Raw genomic sequence first — 26613 nt, 5'->3', positions numbered from 1 at the left:
ACAAAATTTGGCTTAAGAATTTTCGATGTCAACAAAACAAAAAAAAACAGCTCATGAAATGAGCTGTTTTCCCCCAAAATAAAAAAACAAAACTAAAAAGTTTAAATGTGATTTTGTTTCGTAATAAAAAATATAACAATCATGACTACCGCCATAATTAGCATTCTAAAAATCGAAGATTTAAATTCTTTTGTTTCCTCAACTTTATCTTTTTTCCATTGTTTGATAAGATTCCAAATCATGATTGGAAAAATTACGATTATGGAGATATACAAATAATATCTAACGTATTCGTAGTAATATTGATTTATAAGTAAGAGAATAGCTCCCCATAAGAAAATTGCAATAGTTGCTGGTGTCAATATTTTTTTTATCATAAATATTTATTAATAAAAGTTAGATTGTTTTAATGCAGAAATTATCTTTGGTAAAAGAGCAACTCAAATTGAGTTGCTCTTTTTAAAATAAAAACCATTCAAAATTATTTAACTAACTATTGGAATGCGTAAGTAGTGATTCTAAAACTGCTTGATGCACCTGTAAAAGTATAGATGGTATTGGTAAACTGAATTCTAAAACTTTCTTTTGTTACATACAGACCTTTAGGATCTAGTAGCTTATCATCTAGATTTTTCACTAAAGCCTGGGCAGCAATAACTGATGTACCATTATGCCATAATGAATGTTTTAAAATGATAGTTTTATTCACAGCATCTTCTGTTACAGTTACTCTATGATAGAAAGTTGCTTTTCCGCCTGTAAAACTATACATTATATCTGCAGTTCCGTTGTTATAGAAAGTAAATTGAACACGATTTACTTTTTGTGTTGAAGGAAGCGCGGCATTAATTTCATTTAAAAGCTGCAAACACAATGGTGAATTTGTTGGTGCTGTTGATAGATTAGCCGCTATATAACCAAATGCTGTAGAAGGTGCTCCAGCAGCAGGAAGTGTTACTTTATAATCATCTGTAAGTACAAGAGGCGCATTACTGTATTTGATCGCAGCCGACACTCCATTTGTTCCTGTAGCCGTAAAACTTCCATCTGCAGGGTTATAAACAAAATTGGTCAAATTTTGCCCGCCTACAACTATAGCAGGACTTAAAACAATGCTTGTTGGTGTGTATCCCACTCCTCTACTGATCACTTCTGATGAACCTGCATCAATAGATTTTGAAGTAGAAAATCTTGTTACAGGAGAAAATGAGAAATCATATTTCTTAGTAGTACTTCCATCTTTAATTTCTAATAACTTAAACAGAGGACTATTGATTCCGCCAACCAAATTTGCTTCTGTATCTAAATTTTTAGATAGATCTGCCCAATCTTGAGCCGTTGCTTTTACAAAGCGAATTTCTCTCACAAGTCGGTTACTTCTAAAAAGGATATCTCCATTTTCTTGTCCATAGTATAAGAATTGAAAATCTCCTAAATAACCTTTTCCTCTTAAAGCAGTAGTAGGATAACTATTTGAATCTGAAAGCAAATGAATTCTGTTATATGTATCAAACAACAAGCTAACAGTACTTCCTAAAACTACATTGTAATCGCTTTGATAAACCGCTGTATCATCATCAAAATCTGAAGCCATTTGCACTTTCCCATCTGCAGAAAATTTAAACAAATGTGTGTACCCTCCGAGCTGGGTGTCATCCGTAAAGTAAATAGCTTTCCATCCAAATTCTGAATCTAATAGAGTAGTACTTAACTCACTCTTCTGAGCATTTAAACGCTCAACAGGAGTTTTATCAAACAGTTTTTCTGCATCTGTATCATTCGAACAAGAACCTAATAATAAGATTGCTAAAACAGCAGTCGTCAGGAACTTAAATATATTTTTTGGTTTCATAAACTTAGTATTTTAGTTATACACTATTAAGGTTAATTGTTATTTATAACTTTTGTTGTATTTCTTTCTGCTGCATCTCTCAAAGCATAGAAATCAATATTAAAAGCGTCTTTATAATATTGCACAACAATCGCTTCTTTTTGCTGCAGTTTTGCTCTACCTGCAGGATCTGTAATACTGGCAAGAATTGCTGCATATTCTGCTTTTGTACTTGTCAAAATTGTAGAAGCCGTCTCTGCAAAATCTTCAATAATATTGTTTCTAGCATAATTGGTCACAAATCCAAGGTTTCTTGAAGTTGCCAAAACTTCTAAATGCCAAGTTCCAGTATAATCTCCAGGACTGATTTTCTGCCAAGCCTGCTCATCAAACGGTTTGTTTTGATTCAGTATGTGTACATATTCGTGTTGAATAGTATGCACAAATTCCGTTACATTGGCACGATTTGTTTTATTTAAGTAATCTACTTCAAAAAGCGTAATTCTTTGCCCAGAATCTGCAATACCTAATGTTCTTGTACCATTTGTGTTTGAGTTTACACCTCCAACTAAAACAATTTCTCTTGGAGCTACTTTTTTGACAAAATCTGCACCACCAATTTCAGTATAACTATCTAGCCAGATTTGTTTTACTACTTCTAATGCAGGCTTCACTTTATTTACCATTGGAGGAAATAAAAATCGGTTATTATCTACCGTATTTTGATTCCATTTATACTGAGCGTTGATATTATAAGGGCTAAGATAATTGGCTGTAATCCAATTATCCAATTCTGTTTTTGTTGGCTGAGTATAATCTAACTGACTTTCTCTTGGCTGATCTTCGTGTGCACAAGATGTAATTGTTAATACACCTACAATTAATAATACTGCTTTATATTGTTTTAATATTTTCATCGTACTAAATTTAATTGAATTTTATCTTGGATTTTTTTCTACACCATAGTTTGATGCGCTAAGTGGAATCTGCATTGCTCTTCGTTTGTCGTCTTTAACTAATGTGTTGGTTGGCTTTCCGAAAGTTGCATGGTTAACGACTAAATTAAAACGTTTTACATCAAACCATCTTAAACCTTCGTGCACAAAATCCCTTCTTCTTGCTTCGGCAATAGCTTTTACATAAGAAGTCTGTACTGGTGTCATGGTATAATATGGAGTAAACTCATCTGCAATTACAGGATACATAGAAACCACTTTTGCTTCTGTTAGTTTGTCTGTCGTTGCATTGTAACCTGTTGTTCTCGTTCCTAAAAAATATTCTAATTCTGTATTTGCTTCGGCAATTCTACCCTTCATTACCAAAGCCTCGATACGATTTAGATAAAATTCGTCATTAGATAAAAGAACGATTCCAACATAAGGCTCACCAATATTCGCTGTTAAGTTTGTGTATTTAAAATATTCCTCGAATTTTGGCGTAAACAATGTTCTGCTACTATTATAGCTATAAAAATCAAACAACCATGTTTTATTATACGGATTGGTTTGTGTTCTAAATAACTCTGTTTGTTTGTCATCTGACAAATAGAAATTACTACTGCTTGCAGATCTTCCTAATAGTGAGTTCGCCGAAACAATTAATAAATTGGCCGCATAAGAAGATTTCCCATACTCAATAAACTGAATATCTGGTGCAAGACTTGACAATGTTGCATAGTCTTTTAATTTTCCAACAGGTTTCGACCCAAGTCCTTCAGAAACTTGAAGCACTTTATCCCAATCTCCTTTTATCAAATAGAAACGGCTTGCAAAAGCTTTTGCAGCATCGATATTAAAATGAAATTTTGGTTCTTTGTAATTGTTCGTTACATACTTTAATCCTTCTTCTATATCTGCTTCAATAAAGTCAAACACCTCTTTTACAGTATTTCTGGTGTAATTTTTTATCAATTGTGTTTCTGGTTCTCTTACATACGGAACACCTAAGTCTGTCTGCGCTGTCGATGGATTATATCGGTTTGACCAAAAAGTTACTAACATAAAATGAGAATAGGCTCTTGCTAGCAATGCTTCTCCTTTCTGAGGATTTAGTGTAGCGGGATTTCCTAATTCTTCTATTGATTTTAAAGCTTGGTTTGCGTGTGCGATAGCGCGGTAACAGGCATCCCAATAATAGTTTTCTGTATCAATATTAGTTTCAGTATGCATTTCCCAGTTATAGCTCTGTTCATTTTTGATAGCTATACTACCTAATTCTCCATCTCCAACGTTATCTGACATTGTTTCAGCCAAATCCATATACGACGCCTGTGGATAAGCATATACCAATAGTTCAGATATTTTTTCTGGAGTATCTATCTGAGTTCTGTTATCTGGTATTTCAGAAAGAAAATCATCGCAGCTAACAAGACTTATCAGCATTAAAAATGATAAAGTTACTTTTATATATTTTTTATTTTTCATAGTCAGCTAAATTAAAATGAAAGGTTAATTGCAAAAGTGTACTGTGACGTAATAGGAAATGCGACACCTCCTGTATTACGGAATTCAGGATCTTGTCCGTTTAATCTCTTATCCGAGTAAATCAGCCAAGGATTAACCGCTGAACCTTTTAATGTAAATGTACTCACTCCTAACTTTCTTTTGAAATCACTTGGAAATTCCCAGCTAAGCGATACGTTTTTCAATCTAACAAAATCTCCGTCTGCAATTCTCACGTCAGAATAATTATAAGTATTGTAAGCGCGTCCTAATGTATTTGTTCCTCCATAATTAGTAATCAAACGTTTATCTGCAATAACTGGAACATTTGTAAATTCTTCATCACCAGGATTAATCCAACGATTTGTGAAATCTTTTGTAAAAACAGTTAAGTCATCATACTGACTGCTAAATGCTGGATTTAAACGCACTTTGTTTCCTCCAGATCCCACAACAAATACATATAATGACCAGTTTTTGTATGTAAAAGTATTCGCAAAACCAAATGATTTATTTGGTTCTATGGAGCCTTCATATTTCAAGTAATCGGTAGCATTTTCATTATCTTGAAAATTAGCGCCAGTTACATTATCAGTTTCTCCATCTTTCATGATGAAGGTTGGTAATCCTTGATTATTTAAACCTGTAAATTGATATGAATAAATTGAATTTCTTGGGTGACCAATAGCATTACCTCCGTTACCATCGACTAAATCAAATACTGTTGGCTGATTTTCTAATTTTGTAATCTCCTGTTTAAAAACAGACATATTTACAGTTGTTGACCATTTAAAGTCTTTTGTAGAAATATTTTGAGTAGTTAACCCAATTTCAAGACCTTTGGTTTCCATATTCGCATTGTTACCTTGTTTGATTTTTTGACCTCCAATTCCAGAAGTCACAACAAAATCTACTAAATCAAAAGCTTTACGGCTGTAAACATCTGTAGTTAACTGAACTCTATTGTTAAACATTCCTAAATCAACCCCAATGTTTGTTTCAAACTGTTTTTCCCAAGTTAAATCTCCATTTTGTAATTCATCAATACTAATTCCAGTTTCTCTATCAGAAAGCCCTAAACGATCTGTAATGTAGCTTTTGTAAATTGCTAATGAATTGGTCGCAGGCCCTGCAGTTGCAGTAAGTCCGTAAGAAGCTCTCAATGCCAAAGTGTTTACTTTATCAACATCTTTCATAAAATTTTCTTCTTTAACATTCCATTTACCACTAAATGTGTAAGTAGGAAGCCATCTAGAAGAACCGCTGTTTCCTTGTCTATTAGAACCATCATAACGTCCTGTTACAGATCCTGTGTAACGACGATCGTAAGTATATCCTACTTTACCGAAGAAACCAACTGTTCGCTCTCTTTCTTCATTAAAACCATAGTATGAATTCCCTTCATTTATAATTTTTTCAATCAATCTAGGATCGGTGAACGCTGTAAGACCTCTATCATATTGAAGTCCTGCCGCTGTAAAATTATCGCTGTTTCTATCTACAGAACGTAATTCTGTTCCAAAAAAACCTTCTAATTCATGTTTTTCCGCTAGAGTATTTCTATATGTAACACTATTTCTAATGTTATAAGACGTCATATCGTTTGTAAACTTTCTTAAAAAACCACCATTTGGCAATACAGATATTGGCTGTGCTGTTAAATCATCTGGATCTTTATACAGAAATATATTTGCGTTTCTAACTGTTGTGTTTACACCGTCAGCACCATATTCTGTGCCCGCTCTGTAAGCTCCCACTACATTCGAGTTTTCATAAATTTTATGCTCTCTTGAAGTATTTGCATAACGTGCAGAACCTACAAGGTTGTATGTTAAGTTTTTGTTGATCTTGTAATCTAAATCAAGCTGGAAACGAATATCTTTTACTTTAATATCCAAAATATTGTTTTCTAACTCATTGATGATATTCATTGGCGCCCAATTTGTTCTGTAATATTCCAAATTACCATTATCATCATAAGGTCTTAATGTTCTGCTGGTACTCAAAACATAATTGAATGGATTGATATCAAAATCTCTTGTAACATTACCAAAAACAACATCTTGCTGGCTTTCGTAACTACCTGGAGCATTTTGATCACGAACAGATGCTAGAGTTGAGAAAGTAATGTTTAATTTATCGTTTACAAAAAATGTTCCTTTAATGTTGGATGATAACTGTTTCACATTATCAGCAATCGTCCATCCTGGATCTGAATAATAACCTAAAGAAGCATAGAAAGTATTATTTTTTCCTCCACCAGAAAAGCTTAATGAATGATTTTGTGTGATAGATGGTCTAAATAAAACACTAAACCAATCTGTATTAGCCAATTCATACTTTCTTAAAAAATTATTTCTGCTTACAGGATCATTATTTACTAAATATCCTCCCGTCTCTGGAACGTAAGTATTGATTGCTCTGCTTAAAATATTGTAAACACCACCATATCTGCCTTGCAATGTAGACGGTACATCAAGGAAACCTTTTTGTTCCATCTCTTTTAAAATACTCATAGATTCTTGAGAATTTAAAATATCATACTGCGTGTAGTTTGGTACCGTTCTAACTGTATTTTCAACTGAATAAGTAACTTTTAGAGGAGAATCTCTACGACCTTGTTTTGTTGTAACAACTACTACTCCATTTAAAGATCTTGAACCATAAATAGAAGTAGCAGACGCATCTTTAAGAATTTCAATACTTTGAATATCGTTTGCATTTAATCCTGCAACAGATGAACTCAATAATGTTTCTGAGTTACCAGATGCTAAATCTGCAAATGTTAAATTGATGATATCCTCTTGAACAACACCATCAATAACCCATAAAGGCTTTGTATCTCCAAAAATAGACGAAGATCCACGAACTGTAATTTTAGGTGCTGTACCAAATGTTCCTGTAACGTTTTGTACTGTAACCCCTGCCGCTTTTCCTTCAATCATTCTACTAACATCGACAACACCATCCACTTTTAACTCAGCTCCAGAAATTTTACTGATTGCTCCTGTAAATGTTCTTTTTGAGGTCTTTTCATATCCAGTTGTAACGACAACTTCTTTAAGATTTTGTCCTGCTTCTGTTAAAACTACGGTTGGTGTAGGATTGCTAATTCCGATTTCTTTTGTCTCCATACCTACATAAGAAATAACCAAACGGTCTACGTTAGCAGGCATTTCAATAGAGAAATTTCCATCAAAATCTGTTAATACAGCAGTTTTTGTTCCTTTTGCTAAAACAGTAGCTCCAGGAAGAGGCGACCCACTTTGATCTGTCACTTTTCCTTTGATAATTGGTCCGAAAGCCAAAATTTCAAACAAAGAATCATGATTATTTGAATTTGAAAAAGAAACAGCACTTTTTTGAAGCACAATCTGATTACTCACTTCAGAAAAAGTAATATTAAAAGGAACCAATATTCTGCTCAAAATACTAGATAGAGTTTCTTGGTTTGCTTCAATACTTACTTTCTCTCCAAGCTGAGGAAGTCTTGAGTTATAGGAAAATTTTACACGAGCAGACTTTTCGATTTTCGATAAAGCATTGTCTAAAGTTAAGTTATCAACTGTAATAGTTACTTTAGTATCTAATTTTTTCTGCCCATTTACATTATTTGCGAGAGTAACGCTCGAAAACACAAGCGCTAACACAAACTGAAACAGCGTTATTTTCATGATTTGGTGAAGTAATCGTTGCTTGACAACAGGTTTTTTCATAATTTTGGTTTGTTTTGATTAATACTATTCGAGTGTATTTTAAGAAACATCATAAATTACCCTTTACAGAGAGTAATTTACTCAGATTTAAGTGTCGATAATGTTACAGCATTCTCGGCACTTTTTTTATGTATTAGTTTTTTACATAGGCACTTACAAATTATTTTTTAGTTTTTTAATTAGTTTAATTTTGGATTTTCTTTGTTTTTATTTTAATTGAATTAAGAATTCTAGTTACAGCCAGAAGTCGTAATTACAATCTGATTTCCATTCATTTCATAATTAGTATCGTTACCGATACTTTTACAAATTATTTTTAGCTTTTCCGCCAGTGGCTGATCGCTTAATGAAGTAGTTAATCGGCAATCTTTCAATTTGTCGTGAGGAAAATCTATATCTACCAAATAAGCCTGTTCAATGGTTTCAAGAATTTGCGCTACAGGTATATCTGTAAATTCGAAGCTTAATTGCTCTATATTTCCAACACTGCTAACTAAAATCGGATCCTGCGTAATATTTGTTATTTTGTTAAATAGCAATTCTTTACGAACAAAACGCAATGCTTGATTAGGAAGAAGAACAATTTCCTCATTTTCAACATTATGAACTAAATTGTTAGATTTTACCTTAACTTTACCGGTGCGAACAAGAACTTCGACATTTTGCTGATCTGGGTAAGCTTTTATTCTAAAGCTAGTACCAACAACACGAGTTACGATCTCGTTAGCGTAAACAAAAAAAGGCTTTTTAGGATTTTTACTAATTTCAAAGAAACCTTCGCCGGATAAATACACCTTTCTTTCGTTTCCGGTAAAGATTTTAGGGTAACTTAATTTACTATTGGGCTGCAATAACACCGAACTTCCATCAGACAAAGTAATTATCTGCGATTTTTCAGTATTGTTGGTTTGTTCTACTAAACCTTCATTATTGTCCTGAATAAGTTCGTTATAAGTAACTACGTTATCAGTAGTTGTCATGTTAGTTTTAAAAAACCATACAGAAAATATACCAACCAAAATAGCGGCAGCAACACCACTAATCCAGTATCTTTGTTTTTTTAGCTTCTTAATTTTTGAAGTTTCTTGAGAAAGTTCTTCTCTCTGCTCAATTTTACGCCAAGTTTGCTGCAAGGCTTCATGAACTTCATTTGAAGAAAGATTAGACTCTGGAACTCGCATTGCCAACAACACAAGTCTCGCGTCTTCGACAAGCTTGGCTCTCTGAAGATTTTCTAAAGTCCATTCTTCCCAGCCTTGTTCATCAACTTTTGATAAAATCCATAGTTGAAAAGATTCATCAGCTAAGAAGTCTTCTATTTCGATATAATTGTTACGTTTTTGCATCTTACTATTAAGGTTACAAAAACATAGAGGACAGTTTTTATATTATATACTCACTTATTTAAGATTTTTTTTTGATTTTTTCTTAAATTTTTAAAAAACCCCTGAGGATATAAGGACTAGAAGCGGAATACTGCCCTTCCATTCTTTACGAAGAGTTAGCAAACCACGGTGTAAAAGGTTGCTAGCTGATTGATAGTTTACATCTAACAAATCTGCTATCTGATCTACGCATAAACCTTGATGATAGCGTAAATACAAGGCTTCTTTCTGGCGGCCTGGCAAATCGTTTAATAATTTATTTAAAAGAAGAACACGTTCGGCAGTTACTTCATCTTCTACCAAACTATTTTCTATAGAAAAATCAAAAAGAAACTCCAAAACGTCTGTTGTGGTGGTTTTTCTAAACACATGATCTCTTTCATGCAAACGCGCAATTCTCTTTCTAACACTAGAAAGCAAATAGGCCTTAACTATAACATTATCTTGAAGAGAATCTCGATAAAGCCAAATATCAGCAAAAACATCTTGAATACAATCTTGCACTTTTTCAGTATACGGGCAAAGTGAATTACCATAACTGATTAAGTCTCTATAATATTTTTCAAAAAGTAACGAAAATGATTTCTCATTACCATTTTTCAAATTGTTCCATAGAATAAAATCGTCTAAAACCTTGTTCTTTAAAATTTGGCTCATACAAAAATACTTAGGTGCGCAAAAAATCGAATCAATTTAAATCAATCATAAAAAGGGATTAATTGCAAAGGGGTTAATATTGCTTTTAAAATTTGATTCTTAACGATTATAATGAATCTGTAACAAACTATAATTTAACAAAAAGTTAAGCAAGCGCCTTACATTCTATCAAACCTTATCTATCACAAAAGAACCATATTTTAACATTATTTTTTGTTTTTGTGTGATAAATATAGAAAAGCAAATGATTAAAACCCAATAATTCGCTAAAATTTGCTCATTTTTCCAAATTCATCAGTATTTACCCTACTTTTTTAACTAAACTTAAAATTTACTATAATTTAAATTTTAATTAACAGAATTAGATTTAGCGCTTTAAAAACAAAAAAGCCTTACTGAAAACAGTAAGGCTTTTTCTATTCTATTTTTCTAACTTCCTAAAAAGCTACATTCCATCTTGGCAACTTAGCATTTTCATCTAAGAAATTTTGCAAAACTTGCCCTTCAACAGCAGTTGGAATAGCTTTTGCATCACCCGCAAAAGTTTCATACCAAACTACTTCAAGCTCAGAAATATTCTCTAATTTCATTTGAGCTGGCCAAGAATACTTTCTTCCTGTTTTCGCAAACTGATGTCCGTTTACGATTTTATCATAAAGTCCGCCATTTTTGCTTTTTAAAGTTCCGTCATTCTGAACAGTTCCTGTAGAACCAACCATAATCAGTTCTTTTGTATCACCTTCAACAGCATATACGATAAAGATTCCAGCGCTTCCTTCTGGCGCGTTGCAAGCTTCTTCTAAACTATCATTTACAGTAAAAGTAAAACTGTTTGTTGATTTAAATTTTTCTAATTCTTTGTACATAATTCTTTTTTAAGCTTCTGAGATACTGTCCCGATAGCTATCGGGATCGATGCTGAGTTTTATTTTATTTATGCCTCAGCCTTTAAAATGTAAAAAAGTCTCAACAAGAAATTGAGACTTTTTTTTAAAATTTGTTATTTTGAGACTTGAAAATTATCCAAGTACTTCTTTTACTTTTTTACCAATTTCAGCTGGTGAATCAACAACATGAATTCCGTTCTCTCTCATGATTTGTTTTTTAGCAGCAGCTGTATCATCAGAACCACCAACGATTGCACCTGCGTGACCCATTGTTCTACCAGCAGGAGCAGTTTCTCCAGCGATAAAACCAATAACTGGTTTACGGTTACCATCAGCTTTTACCCATCTTGCAGCATCAGCTTCTAATTGACCACCAATTTCACCAATCATGATGATAGCTTCAGTTTCTGGATCGTTCATTAATAATTCAACAGCTTCTTTAGTAGTAGTTCCAATAATTGGATCTCCACCAATTCCGATAGCTGTAGTGATTCCTAATCCTTGTTTTACAACTTGGTCAGCAGCTTCGTAAGTTAAAGTTCCAGATTTAGAAACGATACCAACTGTTCCTTTTTTGAAAACGAAACCTGGCATAATACCAACTTTAGCTTCACCTGGAGTAATTACACCTGGACAGTTTGGACCAATTAATCTTGAATTTCTTTCTTTAACATAATTATTTGCTTTAATCATATCTGCTACAGGAATTCCTTCTGTAATAGCAATAATTACTTTAATTCCAGCATCAGCAGCTTCCATAATTGCATCAGCAGCAAAAGCTGGCGGAACAAAAATGATAGAAGTATCAGCACCAGCTTGGTCAACAGCATCTTTTACTGTATTAAAAACTGGACGATCTAAATGGCTAGTACCACCTTTTCCTGGAGTTACACCTCCAACAACATTAGTACCGTACTCAATCATTTGAGAAGCGTGGAAAGTTCCTTCACTTCCTGTAAATCCCTGAACAATTATTTTGGAATCTTTATTAACTAAAACACTCATGATATATATTTTATGTAGTTTTTAAATTTGTGTTGCAAAAATAAGGTTTTGTAATGTATTTTGACTCTTTTATTGTCAAAAAAATATTAAGAAAATTGACTCATTTGATAACCTCTATAAAGTTTATCATCTTTTATTTGCCAAATGGTTGCGAAATGCGCTAAAAGCATCTCCTCTCTCGGATTCTCGATTGTTTTCACAAAATGAGAGTAACGCACTGATACTAAATCATCTTCACTAATAATATGACTAATTCTAACCTTAGAACGTACATAGGCGCGGCTAAGCTCATTGGCCATTTCAATTATCGAATCATAATCCATCTGAATAAAACCTTTGCTGCTGTTCCATTCAAGCGTTACATCAGGATGCAGATATGTTTTTAAAATTTCGCTATCAATTAGGGCATCTGACTTATAAAATTTCTGAACAAACTCTTTAATAGACATATTACTTCAATTTACTTAAAATTTCAGGAATCTTCTTGATATTGGCTAATTGTTTCAATTTCTCTCTAGACTCTTCAATTGGGGTTCCAAAATATGATTTTCCTCCCTCAACTGATTTTGTTACACCCGTTTGCCCCATAACAACTGCTTTTGCTCCAATTGTTATACCGCTTGTTGTACCAACTTGACCCCATAAGGTCACTTCATCTTCTATAATCACGCAACCTGCAATACCAGTTTGCGAAGCAATCAGACATTTTTTTCCAATTACGGTATCATGGCCAACATGTACTTGATTATCTAATTTAGAACCTGCACCGATAGTTGTATCTCCAGTAACTCCTTTATCGATTGTACATAAAGCACCAATACCAACATTATCTTCAATAACAACTCTCCCTCCAGAAACCAACTGGTCAAAACCTTCAGGACGTTTTTTGTAATAAAAAGCGTCGGCTCCTAAAATAGTTCCAGCATGTATAATTACATTGTCACCGATTATAGTATGATCGTAAATTGACACATTAGAATGTATCAAACAGTTTTTACCTATTTTCACATGATTTCCAACAAATGTATTTGGCTGAATTATAGTACCCTCTCCTATTTCTGCAGAAGGTGCAATGGCAACATTAGCAAATTGAAACGGTTTAAAATGTTTGGTAAGAATATTGAAATCTCTAAACGGGTCGTCAGATATTAAAAGGGCTTTACCTTCTGGACATTCCACTTCTTTGTTTATTAAAACAATTGTCGCTGCCGATTGTAAAGCTTTATCATAGTATTTTGGGTGGTCAACAAAAACAATGTCTCCAGGCTCCACAACGTGTATCTCGTTCATGCCTAAAATTTGAAAGTCTTTGTCGCCAATAAATTTGCAATTAAGCAAATTGGCAATTTCTTGTAAAGAATGACTCTTTGGAAATTTCATATAGTATAATTAGAAAATTTGTCAATTAGAAAATGAGTCAATTAGAATGTGAATATACAAAATTATGTCGATTCACTTATTATCTAATTGACTCATTGTCAAATTTATCTTAATCAAAAAAACTACTCTTTTACACGCTCCATATAAGAACCTGTAGCCGTATCAATTTTAATTTTATCACCTTCGTTAATAAACAAAGGAACATTGATGTTCGCTCCTGTTTCTACTGTAGCATTTTTAGTAGCGTTAGTTGCAGTATTTCCTTTTACACCTGGTTCAGCGTAAGTTACTTCAAGAATAACAGATGCTGGCATATCTACCGATAAAGGCAAATCAGTTTCTGTATTGATTTGAACCATTACGTTTGTACCTTCTTTTAATAATTCTGGAGCATCCAAAATATTTTTGTTCAAAGAAATCTGCTCAAACGTTTCAGCATTCATGAAGTGAAATTCATCTCCCTCTGGATATAAAAACTGGAATGTATGTGTTTCAACACGAATAACGTCAATCTTGTGTCCTGCTGAAAATGTATTATCTAATACTTTTCCAGAAGTTAAACTTTTCAATTTAGTTCTTACGAAAGCTGGTCCTTTTCCAGGTTTTACGTGAAGAAATTCAATAATTTTATAGATATCGTGATTAAATTTAATACACAATCCGTTTCTAATATCTGATGTAGATGCCATTTTGTTTTTTTATTTTAGATTTTATAATGTAGATTTCAGATTCTTTACATAGAATCAATCTTCATTTTTATTTAATGTTTATTTCAAATTCTTTTCAAAGTTCAGAAATCTATCCGATAGTTATAGGAACTAAAATAATTAGTAGTTCCCTGAATAACCTTTCATAATTCCTCTAGATGAATTTCTAATAAAATCTAGAATTTCATCTCTTTCTGGAGTTGCTTCCATTTCAGCTTCAATAATACTTAAAGCCTGAGTTGTATTATAATTCTTTTGATATAAAATTCTATAGATCTCCTGAATTTCTCTAATCTTTTCAGTTGTAAAACCTCTTCTTCTTAAACCAACAGAGTTAATACCAACATATGATAATGGTTCTTTTGCTGCTTTTGTGTATGGCGGAACGTCTTTTCTAACCAAAGACCCACCAGAAATCATAGCGTGATCTCCAATATGGATAAATTGGTGAATTGCAGCCAAACCTCCGATAACAGCATGATTTCCAACAACCACGTGACCTGCTAAAGCAACACCATTTACAATAATTGCATTGTTTCCAATCTCGCAATCGTGAGCAATATGCGCGTAAGCCATTACTAAACAATTGTTACCAATTACAGTCTGACCAGAAGCAATTGTTCCTCTGTTTATGGTTACACATTCTCTAATTGTACAATTATCACCAATAATGGCAAGAGAATCCTCACCTCCGAATTTTAAATCTTGTGGTACCGCAGAAATTACAGCCCCCGGAAAAATATTACAATTTTTTCCAATTCGAGCGCCTTCCATGATCGTCACGTTTGAACCAATCCAAGTACCATCACCAATAACAACATTATTGTGGATTGTTGTAAATGGCTCTATTACAACATTTTTAGCGATTTTTGCGCCTGGATGAACATATGCTAATGGTTGATTCATCTGTATGTTTTATATTTTTAATTAAAATATTCTAATTTGAAGCAACAAACCTAAACAATAAATTTGATAATTTATTATTGTTTTCTTGCTATTTGTGCCATTAATTCTGCTTCAGTTACTAATTTACCATTTGCATAAGCGTTAGCCTGCATATGACAAATTCCTCTTCTGATAGGAGAAATTAACTCACATTTAAAGATTAAAGTATCACCTGGCAATACTTTGTGTTTAAATTTAACATTATCAATTTTCATGAAATATGTCAAATAGTTTTCAGGATCTGGAACAGTGCTTAATACTAATATTCCACCTGTTTGTGCCATTGCTTCTACAATTAATACACCTGGCATAACTGGAGCTTCAGGGAAGTGACCAACAAAGAAATTCTCATTCATAGTAACATTTTTCAATCCTACTACGTGACGATCAGACATTTCGATAATTCTGTCAATCAACAAGAATGGCGGTCTGTGAGGCAGCATAGACATGATTTTATGAATATCCATCAATGGCTCTTGATGTAAATCATAAGTAGGAACATGATTTCTCTGCTCTATTTTGATAATTTTTGCCAATTTCTTTGCAAATTGAGTATTTACAAAGTGTCCTGGTTTATTAGCAATAATTTTTCCTTGAATACGAACTCCAATTAAAGATAAATCTCCAATTACGTCAAGCAATTTGTGTCTTGCAGCTTCGTTTGGATAGTGTAAAGTCAAGTTATCCAAAACTCCGTTTGGCTTAACAGAAATCTCTTCTTTACCAAAAGCTTTCTTTAAATTTTCCATTGTAGACTCAGAGATTTCTTTATCTACATAAACAATTGCATTATTTAAATCTCCACCTTTAATAAGTCCGTGTTCCAACAATGACTCTAATTCATGAAGGAAGCTGAAAGTTCTGGAACTTGCAATTTCAGATTTAAAATCTGCTAAACTTTTAAGAGTAGCATTTTGAGTACCTAAAACTTTTGTACCAAAATCTACCATTGTTGTAACCTGATATTCATCGCTTGGCATAACAAGGATCTCGCTTCCTGTTGCTTCATCAGTAAAAGAGATTACTTCTTTTACTACGTAAACATTACGTTGCGCATCTTGTTCTTCGATTCCAGCTTTTTCAATAGCTTCAACAAAATATTTTGATGAACCATCCATAATAGGAAGTTCAGAGGCATTCAATTCAATAATAATGTTATCCAAATCGCAGCCAACTACTGCAGCTAAAACGTGTTCTGGTGTTTGAATTTTTACTCCTAATTTCTCAAGATTTGTTCCTCTTTGAGTATTAACAACATAATTAGCATCAGCCTCAATGACTGGTTGACCTTGCAAATCTACTCTTACAAAAGTGAAACCATTATTAACGGGTGCAGGTTTAAAAGTCATTGTAACTTCTTTTCCAGTGTGTAAACCAACTCCTGTTAGCGAAATTTCATTTTTGATGGTCTTCTGTTTAACCATTATTTCCATTTTTTGGGTTTATTATTTGTTTTTTTAATTCTTCAACTTCAGCCACAATTTTAGGCAGATTCTTAAAATGAACGTACGATTTATTAAAATCCGTATATCCAAGAGATGGCGTCCCCTGCAGAACTTCATCATCTTTAATGTTTCTAGCTACACCTGACTGCGCTTGAAGCCTAACATTATTTCCTATTGTTAAGTGACCTGCAATACCTACTTGCCCACCAATCATACAGTTTTCGCCAATTTTTGTAGAACCAGCTACACCAGTTTGAGCGGCTATCACAGTATTTTTACCAATTTCTACATTGTGGGCAATCTGAATTTGATTGTCTAATTTAACTCCTTTTCTAATAATTGTAGAACCAAGAGTTGCTCTGTCAATTGTAGTATTAGCACCAATATCTACATTATCTTCAATGATAACATTTCCAATCTGAGGTACTTTACTGTATTCTCCATTTTCGTTTGGAGCAAAACCAAAACCATCTGCACCTATAATAACGCCAGAATGCACTGTGCAATTATTACCGATTACAGTTTCAGAATAGATCTTTGCACCAGCAAAGATGAATACATTATCTCCAATAACAACGTTATCACCAATAAAGCTATTTGGGTAAATTTTCACATTATTCCCTAAAACCACATTTTGCCCGATATAACTAAAGCTTCCTAAATATAAATTCTCGCCATATTTAGTTCCTTCAGACATATACGACTGAGGTTCGATACCGTTTTTGTTTAATTTTACCTGATTATAAAAATGCAAAAGTTTAGAAAACGCTGCATAAGCATCTTCTACCTTTATAAGTGTAGTACTAATTTCCTGTTCAGGAATAAAGCTATCATTAACAATTGTTACTGTCGCTTTTGTAGTATATATATAATTGATATACTTCGGGTTAGCCAAAAAAGTAAGCGATCCTTCGTCACCTTCTTCGATCTTAGAAAGCTTAGAAACTTCTGCATTGGGATTCCCAACAACTTCTCCTTCTAAAATTCCTGCTATTTGTTCTGCTGTAAATTTCATCGCGACAAAAATATAAAAAATAGGATTTAAATGTTAATTTTATATAAGTTGTTTTGGGAAACAGATATAATATTTTGTTACCAATTTAGATAACGATTTCAAATTCAGCTGGTCAGAAGCTTCAACAACATCTTCAATTGTTTTATCTTTTTTCAAAATACGAATAGGTTCTGCTTCTTTACTATACGCTTGGTTTTTAATTTTTCCTCTAAAAATAAAATACCCCGCATCTACAGCCGAAATTTGATGCGCTTCTGCAAACTCCTCTTTTAAAGATTGCGATTCTTCCATCGGAATTTTCTCTGCGCTAAGCTTAATTTTCAGCAAATCTCTGTTAATGATCATTTTACTTAAAGTAGAAAGTATAAAATCATTGTGCCTCTGCCAAGCTTTTAATGCACTTATAATATCAAAATCATCTAATTGTGAAAACAAGTCTAATTTCTCTGCATCAAAATCTTCAAGCGTAATTTTATTTTGCATGAAATACATTAGAGGTTCACTGCAAGGTAGTTTAACACCTTTTAGAGTCAGTTCTTTTGCTCTTTTTAAAACTTTCATTAAAATTAATTCTGCCACCAAGCTTGTTTTGTGCAAGTAAGCCTGCCAGTACATTAATCTTCTGGAAAGCAGAAATTTCTCGACAGAATAAATTCCTTTTTCTTCAATGACCAAAACATCGTTTTCTACGTTCATCATCTGAATCAATCGTTCAGAATTTACATTTCCTTCTGCAACACCTGTATAAAAACTATCTCGTTTTAAATAATCCATTCGATCCATATCCAATTGACTCGAAATCAATTGCAACATGAATTTTCTGTGATATTCTCCTTTAAATACCTGAATCGCCAAACTTAATCTTCCGCCAAATTCTTCGTTAAGCTGATTCATAAACAATAGCGAAATGGCTTCATGATGCACATCTTCAACAATGCTTTTTTCCATTGCATGCGAAAATGGCCCATGCCCTATATCATGAAGCAAAATTGCTATTAAAAGCGCATTTTCTTCTTCTTCAGAAATAACTACATCTTTAAAACGAAGCGTATCAATGGCCTTCTTCATCAAATGCATACATCCTAAGGCATGATGAAAACGGGTATGATTTGCTCCTGGATACACCAAATATGATAATCCCATCTGTGAAATACGGCGCAAACGTTGAAAATAAGGATGCTGAATTAAGTCGTAAACCAGCTCATTCGGAATCGTAATGAAGCCATATATAGGATCGTTGAATATTTTTAATTTATTGATCTGAGTCACAGTGTGGTCATTTTTTAGGTCAACAAATATAAGTAAATAAGTATAAAGAGCTTGGTGTTTTTTATTTAAAAATCACAATCGAAATTGTAATGATTATCAATAAAATACATTTAAAAATGTTAAATTTCAAAATAAAATCATGCTTCATCTTTGGTAATTTTATACTATTTTTAATACTTTTTAAGTTCTATAACTTTAAATTGCAGTAAAATTAAATTGATTTATGGATAAGATAAAAATACTTTGGGTCGACGATGAAATCGATCTTTTAAAGCCTCACATATTATTTTTAGAAAAAAAGAATTACGAAGTTACGACTTGTAATAACGGACTCGATGCGATTGCGCTATTTGAAGAAGATAATTTTGATATTGTTTTTCTAGATGAAAACATGCCTGGAATGAGCGGATTGGAAACACTTTCTGAAATGAAAGAGAAAAAATCGGCCATCCCGATGATTATGATTACCAAAAGCGAGGAAGAATACATTATGGAAGAAGCCATTGGTTCTAAAATCGCTGATTATTTGATTAAACCGGTAAATCCGAATCAGATTTTATTGAGTTTGAAGAAAAATCTGGATGATTCGAGATTAATTACAGAAAAAACAACCTTAGATTACCAGAAAGAATTCAGAAAAATTTCGATGGAATTGGCAATGGTTAATTCATATGAAGACTGGATTGAACTGTATAAAAAATTGCTTTTTTGGGAACTAAAATTAGAAGACATCAACGATACAGCGATGATTGAAATTCTAGAATCTCAAAAAGTCGAAGCGAATTCTCAATTTGGAAAATATATCGAGAGAAATTACGAAGACTGGTTTGCTCCAAAAGCAGATAAACCAATTCAATCCAATACTTTATTTAAAGAATTAGTGGTTCCAGAAATAAAAAAGAAAGACAAACCGATTCTTTTTGTAGTAATTGATAATCTACGTTACGACCAATGGAAAGCTTTTGAAGGCGTTATTTCAAACTATTACAAACTAGAAAAAGAAGTTCCGTACTACTCTATTCTTCCAACTGCTACTCAATATGCACGAAACGCAATTTTTTCTGGATTAATGCCTTTAGAAATGGAAAAACAGTTTCCTGAATATTGGAAAAATGATGTGGAAGATGGCGGAAAAAACCTTTACGAAGCAGAATTTTTATCAGCTCAATTGAAACGTTTAGGCTTAAACATTAAGGAAGATTATTTTAAAATCACGAATTATGCTGGAGGAAAAAAACTAGCAGAAAACTTTAAGGCCTTAAAAGGAAACGACTTAGTAACGGTAGTTTACAACTTTGTTGACATGCTTTCGCACGCTAAAACCGAAATGGAAGTGGTGAAAGAATTGGCTTCAGATGACAAAGCATATCGTTCTTTGACTTTAAGCTGGTTTAAAAACTCACCTTTGTTAGAAATCATTCAACAAGCACAACTTTTAGGCTTCAAGCTGATTCTAACAACAGACCACGGAACAATAAATGTAAAAAATCCGTCGAAAGTTGTGGGAGATAAAAATACAAGTCTAAATTTGCGTTACAAAACTGGACGCAGCTTAACATATGAGCAAAAAGACGTTTATGTAGTTAAAGAGCCTAAAACTATTGGTTTGCCGGCTATAAACATGAGCAGTTCGTTTATTTTTGCCAAAAATGATTTCTTTTTGGCTTACGTAAACAACTATAATCATTATGTGAGTTATTACAAAAACACCTACCAGCACGGCGGTATTTCGTTAGAAGAAATGATTATTCCGTTCTTGGTATTTAATCCGAAATAAAAAGTTTTCAGTCGCGGTTGTCAGTCACAGTAATACTGAAAACTGCGACTGAGACTAAATTAAATAAGTAATTAAAAATGAATATCGTTTTTTCATTAGATCAAATTCAAGAAGTTGCAGAGCAGATTATAGCTTCAAATCCTAACAAAATTATCCTTTTTAATGGAGAAATGGGAGTTGGAAAAACTACTTTGATCAAACAGCTTTGCAAAAGTCTTGGAATTACTGACGCAACTAGTAGCCCAACTTTTTCTTTAGTAAACGAATATCAAATTCCAAGCGGAAAAAAAGTCTATCATTTTGACTTTTACAGAATAAAACAAGAAACAGAAGCGCTAGATATGGGAGTTGATGATTACCTATATTCTGGAAATTGGTGTTTTATTGAATGGTCTGAAAAAATCGCAAGTTTAATTCCAGAAGAACATTCTACAATAAACATCAAATTACTTTCTGACGGTAAAAGAGAGTTAGAATTGGTCTAAAAATGTTCAATCAGTACTTTTAATTGAGGGATATTATATTTCTTAACTTTTCGCTTTGAGTATTAGCAGAATTTTTACACTAATTTTAAAACTTTTTACGTAATTTGTACTCTTAATTTTTTGCACAATCCATGTCAATCACGTTAACTCCATTTACAAAACAACAATTAATACCACAGGAAGAAAAACTTGAGGTTGGTCGTTTTAAAAGAGAACTTTTTATAGGAATCCCTAAAGAAACAAGTTATCAGGAACGTCGTATCTGTCTTACGCCCGATGCAGTGGCTTCCTTAACTTATGAAGGACATCGCGTTATGATAGAATCTGGCGCTGGAGAAAGTTCGAGTTATACTGATAAAGAATACGCCGATGCAGGCGCAGAAATTACAAAAGATACCAAAAGAGTTTTTGGCTGTCCGTTTCTATTAAAAGTAGAACCTCCAACTTTAACTGAAATAGAAATGATAAATCCTGAAACGGTTATTATTTCTGCTATTCAGCTAAAAACCAAAAAGAAAGAATATTTCGAAGCTTTAGCAAAAAAGAAAATCACTGCCTTAGCTTTTGAATATATAAAAGATGAAGACGGATCTTATCCTGCCGTAAAATCCCTAAGCGAAATTGCCGGAACAGCTTCAATCTTAATTGCTGCCGAATTAATGATTACAAACGAATTCGGGAAAGGACTTTTATTCGGAAACATAACTGGCGTTCCTCCTACCGAAGTTGTAATACTTGGTGCTGGAACTGTTGGTGAATTTGCCGCTAAAACAGCAATTGGATTAGGAGCCAATGTAAAAGTTTTTGATAATTCGATCACAAAATTACGTCGTCTGCAGAACAATTTAAATCAAAGAATTTTTACGTCAACCATACAGCAAAAAGGTTTATTAAAAGCTTTAAGACGCTGTGATGTCGCAATTGGCGCCATGCGTGGTAAAGAACGCTGTCCGATTGTGGTTAATGAAACAATGGTTGAACACATGAAAAAAGGTGCTGTAATTGTTGATGTGAGCATTGATACTGGCGGTTGTTTTGAAACATCTGAAGTTACGACTCATGAAAAACCAACATTCATAAAAAATAATGTTTTACACTATTGTGTGCCAAATATCCCTTCAAGATATTCTAAAACTGCCTCATTATCAATTAGTAACATCTTAACCCCTTATCTACATCAGATAGCCGAAGATGGTGGTATTGAAAGTGCCATTCGATGCAACAAAGGACTTAAAAACGGAATTTATCTTTATCACGGAATTTTAACTAACAAAGCCATTGGTGACTGGTTCGATCTTCCGGATAACGATATTAATTTACTTGTATTTTAAGGGAACTTTAGTGTACCTTTGCAAAAAATTTATTTCATGAAGTTCGTACATCGTTTTGCATATTACCTGATTGGTCTCGTTATGGGATGTTTTATTGTATCAGGATTTTTTATCGGAAAAGACACCCGATGCAATTATTTTCCAAATGCCAGAGTTTTAAACAATCTTAGAACAAAACCATTTCAATATTCTCCAAAAGCTGTTCAGACTTTAAACGAAAAATGGGTTGACACAGCAGATATCAAAAACACCTTAACTTACGGAGATGTGGATTTTGACCAAAGTAACATTCCGTTCAAAAAAGGAAAACTTTATATCATTGAAGGTAAAACAGTAAAAAATCAAGAAATTATTCTGAAAGTGGTTAATTATGAAAACAAAGCCGTTTTAGAAGAAATCGTAAAAAAATAAAAAGAAACCCAATAACAAAACAGTTATTGGGTTTTCTTTTATAAATATATTTCTCAAAAATCACAAAGCCAAAAAGTTTTTTCTCTTTGTCACTTTGCAATTCTGAACCTTTGTAACTCTAAAAAAATTACCATTCAATTTCTTTCAATCCTTTTGATTTCAAGAAATCATTGGTTTGGCTAAAATGTTTATTTCCAAACCAAAAACCTCTATTGGCACTCAAAGGCGAAGGATGTCCCGATTTTAAAATATGATGTTTTGATGCATCGATCAAAGAAGCTTTCTTTTGAGCAAAACCACCCCAAAGCAAGAAAACAACATTTTCTTTTTCAGCAGAAATTTGTTTAATCACGGCATCAGTAAATTTTTCCCAACCTTTTCCCTGATGACTTCCTGCCTCAGATTGTCTTACTGTTAAAGTTGCATTTAGAAGAAAAACACCTTGGTCTGCCCAACGCTCCAAGTTTCCAGTTTTTGGCAGCGGTTTACCCAAATCCGTTTCGATTTCTCTAAAGATATTATATAGCGAAGGTGGAAAAGGAATTCCGTCATTCACAGAAAAACACAAACCATTTGCTTGATTTGGTCCGTGATAAGGATCTTGCCCAATAATAACCACTTTTACTTCATCAAAATGGCAATGATCAAAAGCAGAAAAAATCTGGCTCCCTTTTGGGTAGCAAACTTTTGTCGCATATTCCGATTTTACAAATTCAATTAAATCTTTGAAATATGGTTTTTCGAATTCTTCATTCAAAACAGGCTTCCAAGAAGAATGCATTTTTACGTCCATAATTTTTTTATGCGAATTTCAGAAATAAATACTTAAAATCAAAAAAGTCCAAAGTCCAAAGCTAAGTAAACTAAAAACTATAATTCATAATTCACAATTCATAACTCATAATTCATTATTGTTTTCGTACTTTTGTCTTTGCTTTCATAAAGAAATTAAATGATCAGTATTACCGAAAAAACGTTACAAGACTTACAATTTCCAACCGTTCTCGAAACCATTTCTGATGGTTGCAACACCGATATTGGAAAAGAAAAGGCTTTACAAATAAAACCATTTAGAGATAAAGAAGAATTAATGCAAGCTTTGATGCAGACATCTGAGTATGTATCTTCTTTCCAAAATAATAACGCCATTCCGAATCACGGATTTGATGCCATAACGCATGAAATTAAGTTTCTTGCCATAGAAGACAGTTTTCTGGAAGTAGGGAGTTTTAGAAAAATCGCCAATCTTTCTGCGACTACAAATGTCTTGTTGAATTTCTTAAAAAAGTTTGATGATTATTATCCAAACTTAAACGCAAGAGCTTCTCGAGTAGAATTAACCAAAGATATTATAACAGCAATTGATGCGATTGTAGATAAGTACGGAGAAATAAAAGACAATGCTTCTCCTACTCTGTCTGGAATTCGTCAGAATATGAATTTGGTTCGCGGAAAAGTAAACCAAAGTTTTGGCGTGGCTTTAACTCAATACAATAGCTTGGGTTATTTGGACGACATTAAAGAGAGTTTTGTACAAAACCGTAGAGTTTTAGCGGTATTAGCTATGTATCGCCGCAAAGTGAAAGGCTCAATTTTAGGAAGTTCTAAAACTGGAAGCATTGCTTACATTGAACCTGAAGCGACTCTAAAATATTCTCGTGAATTAGCGAATTTAGAATATGAAGAGAAAGAAGAAATTACGAGAATTTTGAAGAATTTATCAAACGTAATTCGTCCTTATCTTCCTCTATTAATTGAATATCAAGACTTTTTAAGTGATATTGATGTTGTTGCCGGAAAAGCAAAGTATGCAAATCGCATTAACGGAATCTTACCAGCAATTACAGAAGAAAGAAGATTGTTTTTTAGAGAAGCCTATCATCCGATTTTGTATTTGACTAACAAACAAAAACAAGAAGTTACGCATCCGCAGACGATTGAGCTGAAACAAGAAAACAGAATTATTGTAATTTCTGGTCCAAATGCTGGAGGAAAAACTATTTCTTTAAAAACAGTTGGATTATTACAATTAATGCTGCAATCAGGAATATTAATTCCGGTTCATGAAAGAAGCGAAACTTTCTTGTTCGACAGAATCTTAACCGATATTGGAGACAACCAATCTATTGAAAATCATTTAAGTACTTATTCCTATCGTTTAAAAAACATGAATTACTTTTTAAAGAAATGTAATCGAAAAACCATGTTTTTGATTGATGAATTTGGTACAGGTTCTGATCCTGAATTGGGTGGTGCTTTGGCTGAAATTTTCCTCGAAGAATTTTATCATCGTGAAGCTTTCGGAATTATCACAACACATTATGCGAATTTAAAAATTTTGGCAAACGAGTTGCCTTATGCAACAAATGCCAACATGATGTTTGATGAAAAAACTCTTGAACCAATGTACAAACTAGCTCTTGGTCAGGCAGGAAGTTCTTTCACTTTTGAAGTGGCGCAAAAAAATGGAATTCCATTTGGATTGATTAATCGCGCAAAAAAGAAAATCGAAGTTGGAAAAGTCCGCTTTGATAAAACTATTGCCAATCTTCAAAAAGAGAGATCGAAGCTTGAAAAAACTTCTCTTAATTTAAAAGAAGAAGAAACTCGTGCACGTGAGGAAAGCAAAAAGATGGAAACCATCAATACCAAGATTCAGCAAAAACTGGAAAGCTATCAGGAACTATACGATAGCAATCAGAAGATTATATATATAGGACAAAAAATTGATGATATTGCTGAGAAGTATTTCAACAACAAAAACAAAAAAGAACTTATTGGCGAATTTTTGAAAATTGTTGAGATAGAAAATTCAAAACGTAAAAAAGCTACTCCGAAAGAAGTCAAAGCAAAAGTTGAAAAGCAAAAAGAAATTATTGCCGAAGTTCAGGTAAAAGTTGAAGAAATTCGAAAAGAGAAAAAAGAGAAAAAAATTAAACCTGTCGTAGAAAAACCTAAACCAATTTTAAAAGTTGGTGACCGAGTAAGAATGCTCGATGGTAGATCGGTTGGAAGCATAGACTTAATCGAAAAAAATAAAGCAACTGTAAATTATGGCATTTTTACTTCGAAAGTAAGTTTGGACGAATTGGAATTGGTAGAAGCTATTAAGAAATAAAGTTTTCAGTCGCAATGACAGTTTTCACTGTAAAAAATTGATCAAAAAACGCCAAAATTAAAATAAAGCAATTTAAGCGATTGTTTTAAAAATTACACAAAAGAAGGTCAGCATTATTTTTAAATCGATTTAGAGTAATTTATGAAAGCTGTTTTCGATTTGTTAAATTTATACAAAAATAAAATTCGATAGATAAAATTAATTTATTGATATTATATAAACTTTTATAAAGTTTTACTTTTAAAGCCATATAATGGAAAGCCTTCCCATAAATAAAAAAATTGTTCTTTTTGACGGAGTTTGTAATCTCTGCAGTTCCGCTGTACAATTTATTATAAAACATGACCGAAAAGACATTTTTAGATTTGTCGCATTACAATCAGACTTAGGAATTTCGATTTGCAAACATTTAGGGATCAGTTTTTCAAAAATGGACAGTATTATTTTATATGATCCTGGAACAGCTTATTTTTATAAATCTTCTGCAATTATTGAAATTGCTAAAAATTTCGGAGGCTTTTGGAAACTCACTCCAATTTTTAGAATCGTGCCCATTTTTATAAGCGACAAAATTTACGATTATGTTGCGAAGAATCGATACAATTGGTATGGCAAAAAAGAAAGCTGCATGATTCCAACTCCGGAGCTGAAAGAGAAGTTTCTTTAAGAGAAATTCCAAATTCTGAAATTCCAAATTCCAATTTTCCACAATATTGTCATTTCGACAAAGTAGAAATCTTCGCAAGTAACTCCGTAACGAAAACCAATCTTCGAGCTTCTCTTGGAGATTTCTCCTTCGTAGAAAAGA

General features: G+C 33.0%; 22 protein-coding genes. 6 read left to right on the top strand and 16 right to left on the bottom strand.

Going from position 1 to position 26613, the window contains the following annotated elements; all coding sequences use genetic code 11:
* Positions 1-493 precede the first annotated feature (493 nt).
* The 15 genes from FF52_RS06755 to FF52_RS06685 all read right to left on the bottom strand — a co-directional run bounded on the left by FF52_RS06755 (position 494) and on the right by FF52_RS06685 (position 18683).
* Positions 494-1852, bottom strand: a complete 1359-nt coding sequence (locus FF52_RS06755) for a DUF4302 domain-containing protein (protein WP_008464058.1) — start codon at positions 1850-1852, stop codon at positions 494-496.
* A 32-nt stretch (positions 1853-1884) separates the two neighbouring features.
* The gene (locus FF52_RS06750) at positions 1885-2748 is read right to left on the bottom strand and encodes a zinc-binding metallopeptidase (protein ID WP_008464056.1); all 864 of its coding nucleotides are present in this window, start codon (positions 2746-2748) and stop codon (positions 1885-1887) included.
* A gap of 21 nt (positions 2749-2769) precedes the next feature.
* Positions 2770-4254 carry a RagB/SusD family nutrient uptake outer membrane protein gene (locus FF52_RS06745; protein WP_008464051.1) on the bottom strand — a complete coding sequence of 495 codons (1485 nt, stop codon included), beginning with the start codon at positions 4252-4254 and terminating at the stop codon, positions 2770-2772.
* A gap of 11 nt (positions 4255-4265) precedes the next feature.
* A complete protein-coding gene (locus tag FF52_RS06740; protein ID WP_008464049.1) occupies positions 4266-7988 on the bottom strand; it encodes a SusC/RagA family TonB-linked outer membrane protein in 3723 nt (1240 codons plus the stop codon).
* Positions 7989-8218: 230 nt separating this feature from the next.
* Positions 8219-9334 carry a FecR family protein gene (locus FF52_RS06735; protein ID WP_008464048.1) on the bottom strand — a complete coding sequence of 372 codons (1116 nt, stop codon included), beginning with the start codon at positions 9332-9334 and terminating at the stop codon, positions 8219-8221.
* A gap of 90 nt (positions 9335-9424) precedes the next feature.
* Complete coding sequence (locus FF52_RS06730) at positions 9425-10030, bottom strand: RNA polymerase sigma factor (RefSeq protein ID WP_008464047.1); 606 nt, start codon at positions 10028-10030, stop codon at positions 9425-9427.
* 437 nt (positions 10031-10467) lie between these two features.
* A complete protein-coding gene (locus tag FF52_RS06725) occupies positions 10468-10896 on the bottom strand; it encodes a hypothetical protein (RefSeq protein ID WP_008464046.1) in 429 nt (142 codons plus the stop codon).
* A 153-nt stretch (positions 10897-11049) separates the two neighbouring features.
* Positions 11050-11922: a succinate--CoA ligase subunit alpha gene (sucD, locus tag FF52_RS06720; RefSeq protein WP_008464045.1), complete on the bottom strand. Its 873-nt coding sequence runs from the start codon at positions 11920-11922 to the stop codon at positions 11050-11052.
* Between the two features lie 86 nt (positions 11923-12008).
* A complete protein-coding gene (locus FF52_RS06715) occupies positions 12009-12371 on the bottom strand; it encodes a nuclear transport factor 2 family protein (RefSeq protein WP_008464044.1) in 363 nt (120 codons plus the stop codon).
* 1 nt (position 12372) lies between these two features.
* The gene (locus FF52_RS06710) at positions 12373-13302 is read right to left on the bottom strand and encodes a UDP-3-O-(3-hydroxymyristoyl)glucosamine N-acyltransferase (RefSeq protein ID WP_008464043.1); all 930 of its coding nucleotides are present in this window, start codon (positions 13300-13302) and stop codon (positions 12373-12375) included.
* A 122-nt stretch (positions 13303-13424) separates the two neighbouring features.
* The gene (gene efp / locus FF52_RS06705) at positions 13425-13991 is read right to left on the bottom strand and encodes an elongation factor P (protein WP_008464042.1); all 567 of its coding nucleotides are present in this window, start codon (positions 13989-13991) and stop codon (positions 13425-13427) included.
* Positions 13992-14129: 138 nt separating this feature from the next.
* Positions 14130-14915, bottom strand: a complete 786-nt coding sequence (lpxA, locus tag FF52_RS06700) for an acyl-ACP--UDP-N-acetylglucosamine O-acyltransferase (protein ID WP_008464041.1) — start codon at positions 14913-14915, stop codon at positions 14130-14132.
* Between the two features lie 74 nt (positions 14916-14989).
* Positions 14990-16378, bottom strand: coding sequence for a bifunctional UDP-3-O-[3-hydroxymyristoyl] N-acetylglucosamine deacetylase/3-hydroxyacyl-ACP dehydratase (locus FF52_RS06695; RefSeq protein ID WP_008464039.1), 1389 nt, complete (start codon positions 16376-16378; stop codon positions 14990-14992).
* Positions 16371-17414 carry a UDP-3-O-(3-hydroxymyristoyl)glucosamine N-acyltransferase gene (gene lpxD / locus FF52_RS06690; RefSeq protein WP_008464038.1) on the bottom strand — a complete coding sequence of 348 codons (1044 nt, stop codon included), beginning with the start codon at positions 17412-17414 and terminating at the stop codon, positions 16371-16373. Before lpxD ends, FF52_RS06695 begins: the two co-directional genes overlap by 8 nt.
* A 39-nt stretch (positions 17415-17453) precedes the next feature.
* Entirely contained in the window at positions 17454-18683 is a 1230-nt protein-coding gene (locus FF52_RS06685) for an HD domain-containing protein (protein WP_008464036.1), read from the bottom strand.
* A gap of 223 nt (positions 18684-18906) precedes the next feature.
* Here FF52_RS06685 and FF52_RS06680 point away from each other — a divergent pair, with 223 nt between their 5' ends.
* The 4 genes from FF52_RS06680 (at position 18907) to FF52_RS06665 (ending at position 22687) form a co-directional block, all read left to right on the top strand.
* Positions 18907-20460, top strand: coding sequence for a bifunctional response regulator/alkaline phosphatase family protein (locus FF52_RS06680; protein WP_008464034.1), 1554 nt, complete (start codon positions 18907-18909; stop codon positions 20458-20460).
* Positions 20461-20537: 77 nt separating this feature from the next.
* Positions 20538-20945, top strand: a complete 408-nt coding sequence (tsaE, locus tag FF52_RS06675) for a tRNA (adenosine(37)-N6)-threonylcarbamoyltransferase complex ATPase subunit type 1 TsaE (protein WP_008464032.1) — start codon at positions 20538-20540, stop codon at positions 20943-20945.
* Positions 20946-21076: 131 nt separating this feature from the next.
* Positions 21077-22276 (top strand): alanine dehydrogenase, encoded by a 1200-nt coding sequence (locus FF52_RS06670; protein WP_008464031.1) that lies wholly within the window; start codon positions 21077-21079, stop codon positions 22274-22276.
* A 36-nt stretch (positions 22277-22312) separates the two neighbouring features.
* Entirely contained in the window at positions 22313-22687 is a 375-nt protein-coding gene (locus FF52_RS06665; protein ID WP_008464030.1) for a DUF4258 domain-containing protein, read from the top strand.
* A gap of 127 nt (positions 22688-22814) precedes the next feature.
* Here FF52_RS06665 and FF52_RS06660 read toward each other — a convergent pair whose 3' ends face one another.
* Entirely contained in the window at positions 22815-23480 is a 666-nt protein-coding gene (locus FF52_RS06660; RefSeq protein ID WP_008464029.1) for a uracil-DNA glycosylase, read from the bottom strand.
* A gap of 159 nt (positions 23481-23639) precedes the next feature.
* Between FF52_RS06660 and FF52_RS06655 the strand changes: the two genes are divergently transcribed.
* Both FF52_RS06655 and FF52_RS06650 read left to right on the top strand, forming a co-directional pair.
* A complete protein-coding gene (locus FF52_RS06655) occupies positions 23640-25805 on the top strand; it encodes an endonuclease MutS2 (protein ID WP_008464028.1) in 2166 nt (721 codons plus the stop codon).
* 253 nt (positions 25806-26058) lie between these two features.
* Entirely contained in the window at positions 26059-26472 is a 414-nt protein-coding gene (locus FF52_RS06650) for a thiol-disulfide oxidoreductase DCC family protein (RefSeq protein WP_035691022.1), read from the top strand.
* The last annotated feature ends 141 nt before the right edge of the window (positions 26473-26613 follow it).

This window comes from Flavobacterium sp. F52, from assembly GCF_000278705.1.
GTDB classification, from domain to species: Bacteria; Bacteroidota; Bacteroidia; order Flavobacteriales; family Flavobacteriaceae; genus Flavobacterium; species Flavobacterium anhuiense.
The sequence above is the reverse complement of the archived record's forward strand: the minus strand, read 5'-3'. Positions and strand labels throughout refer to the sequence as shown.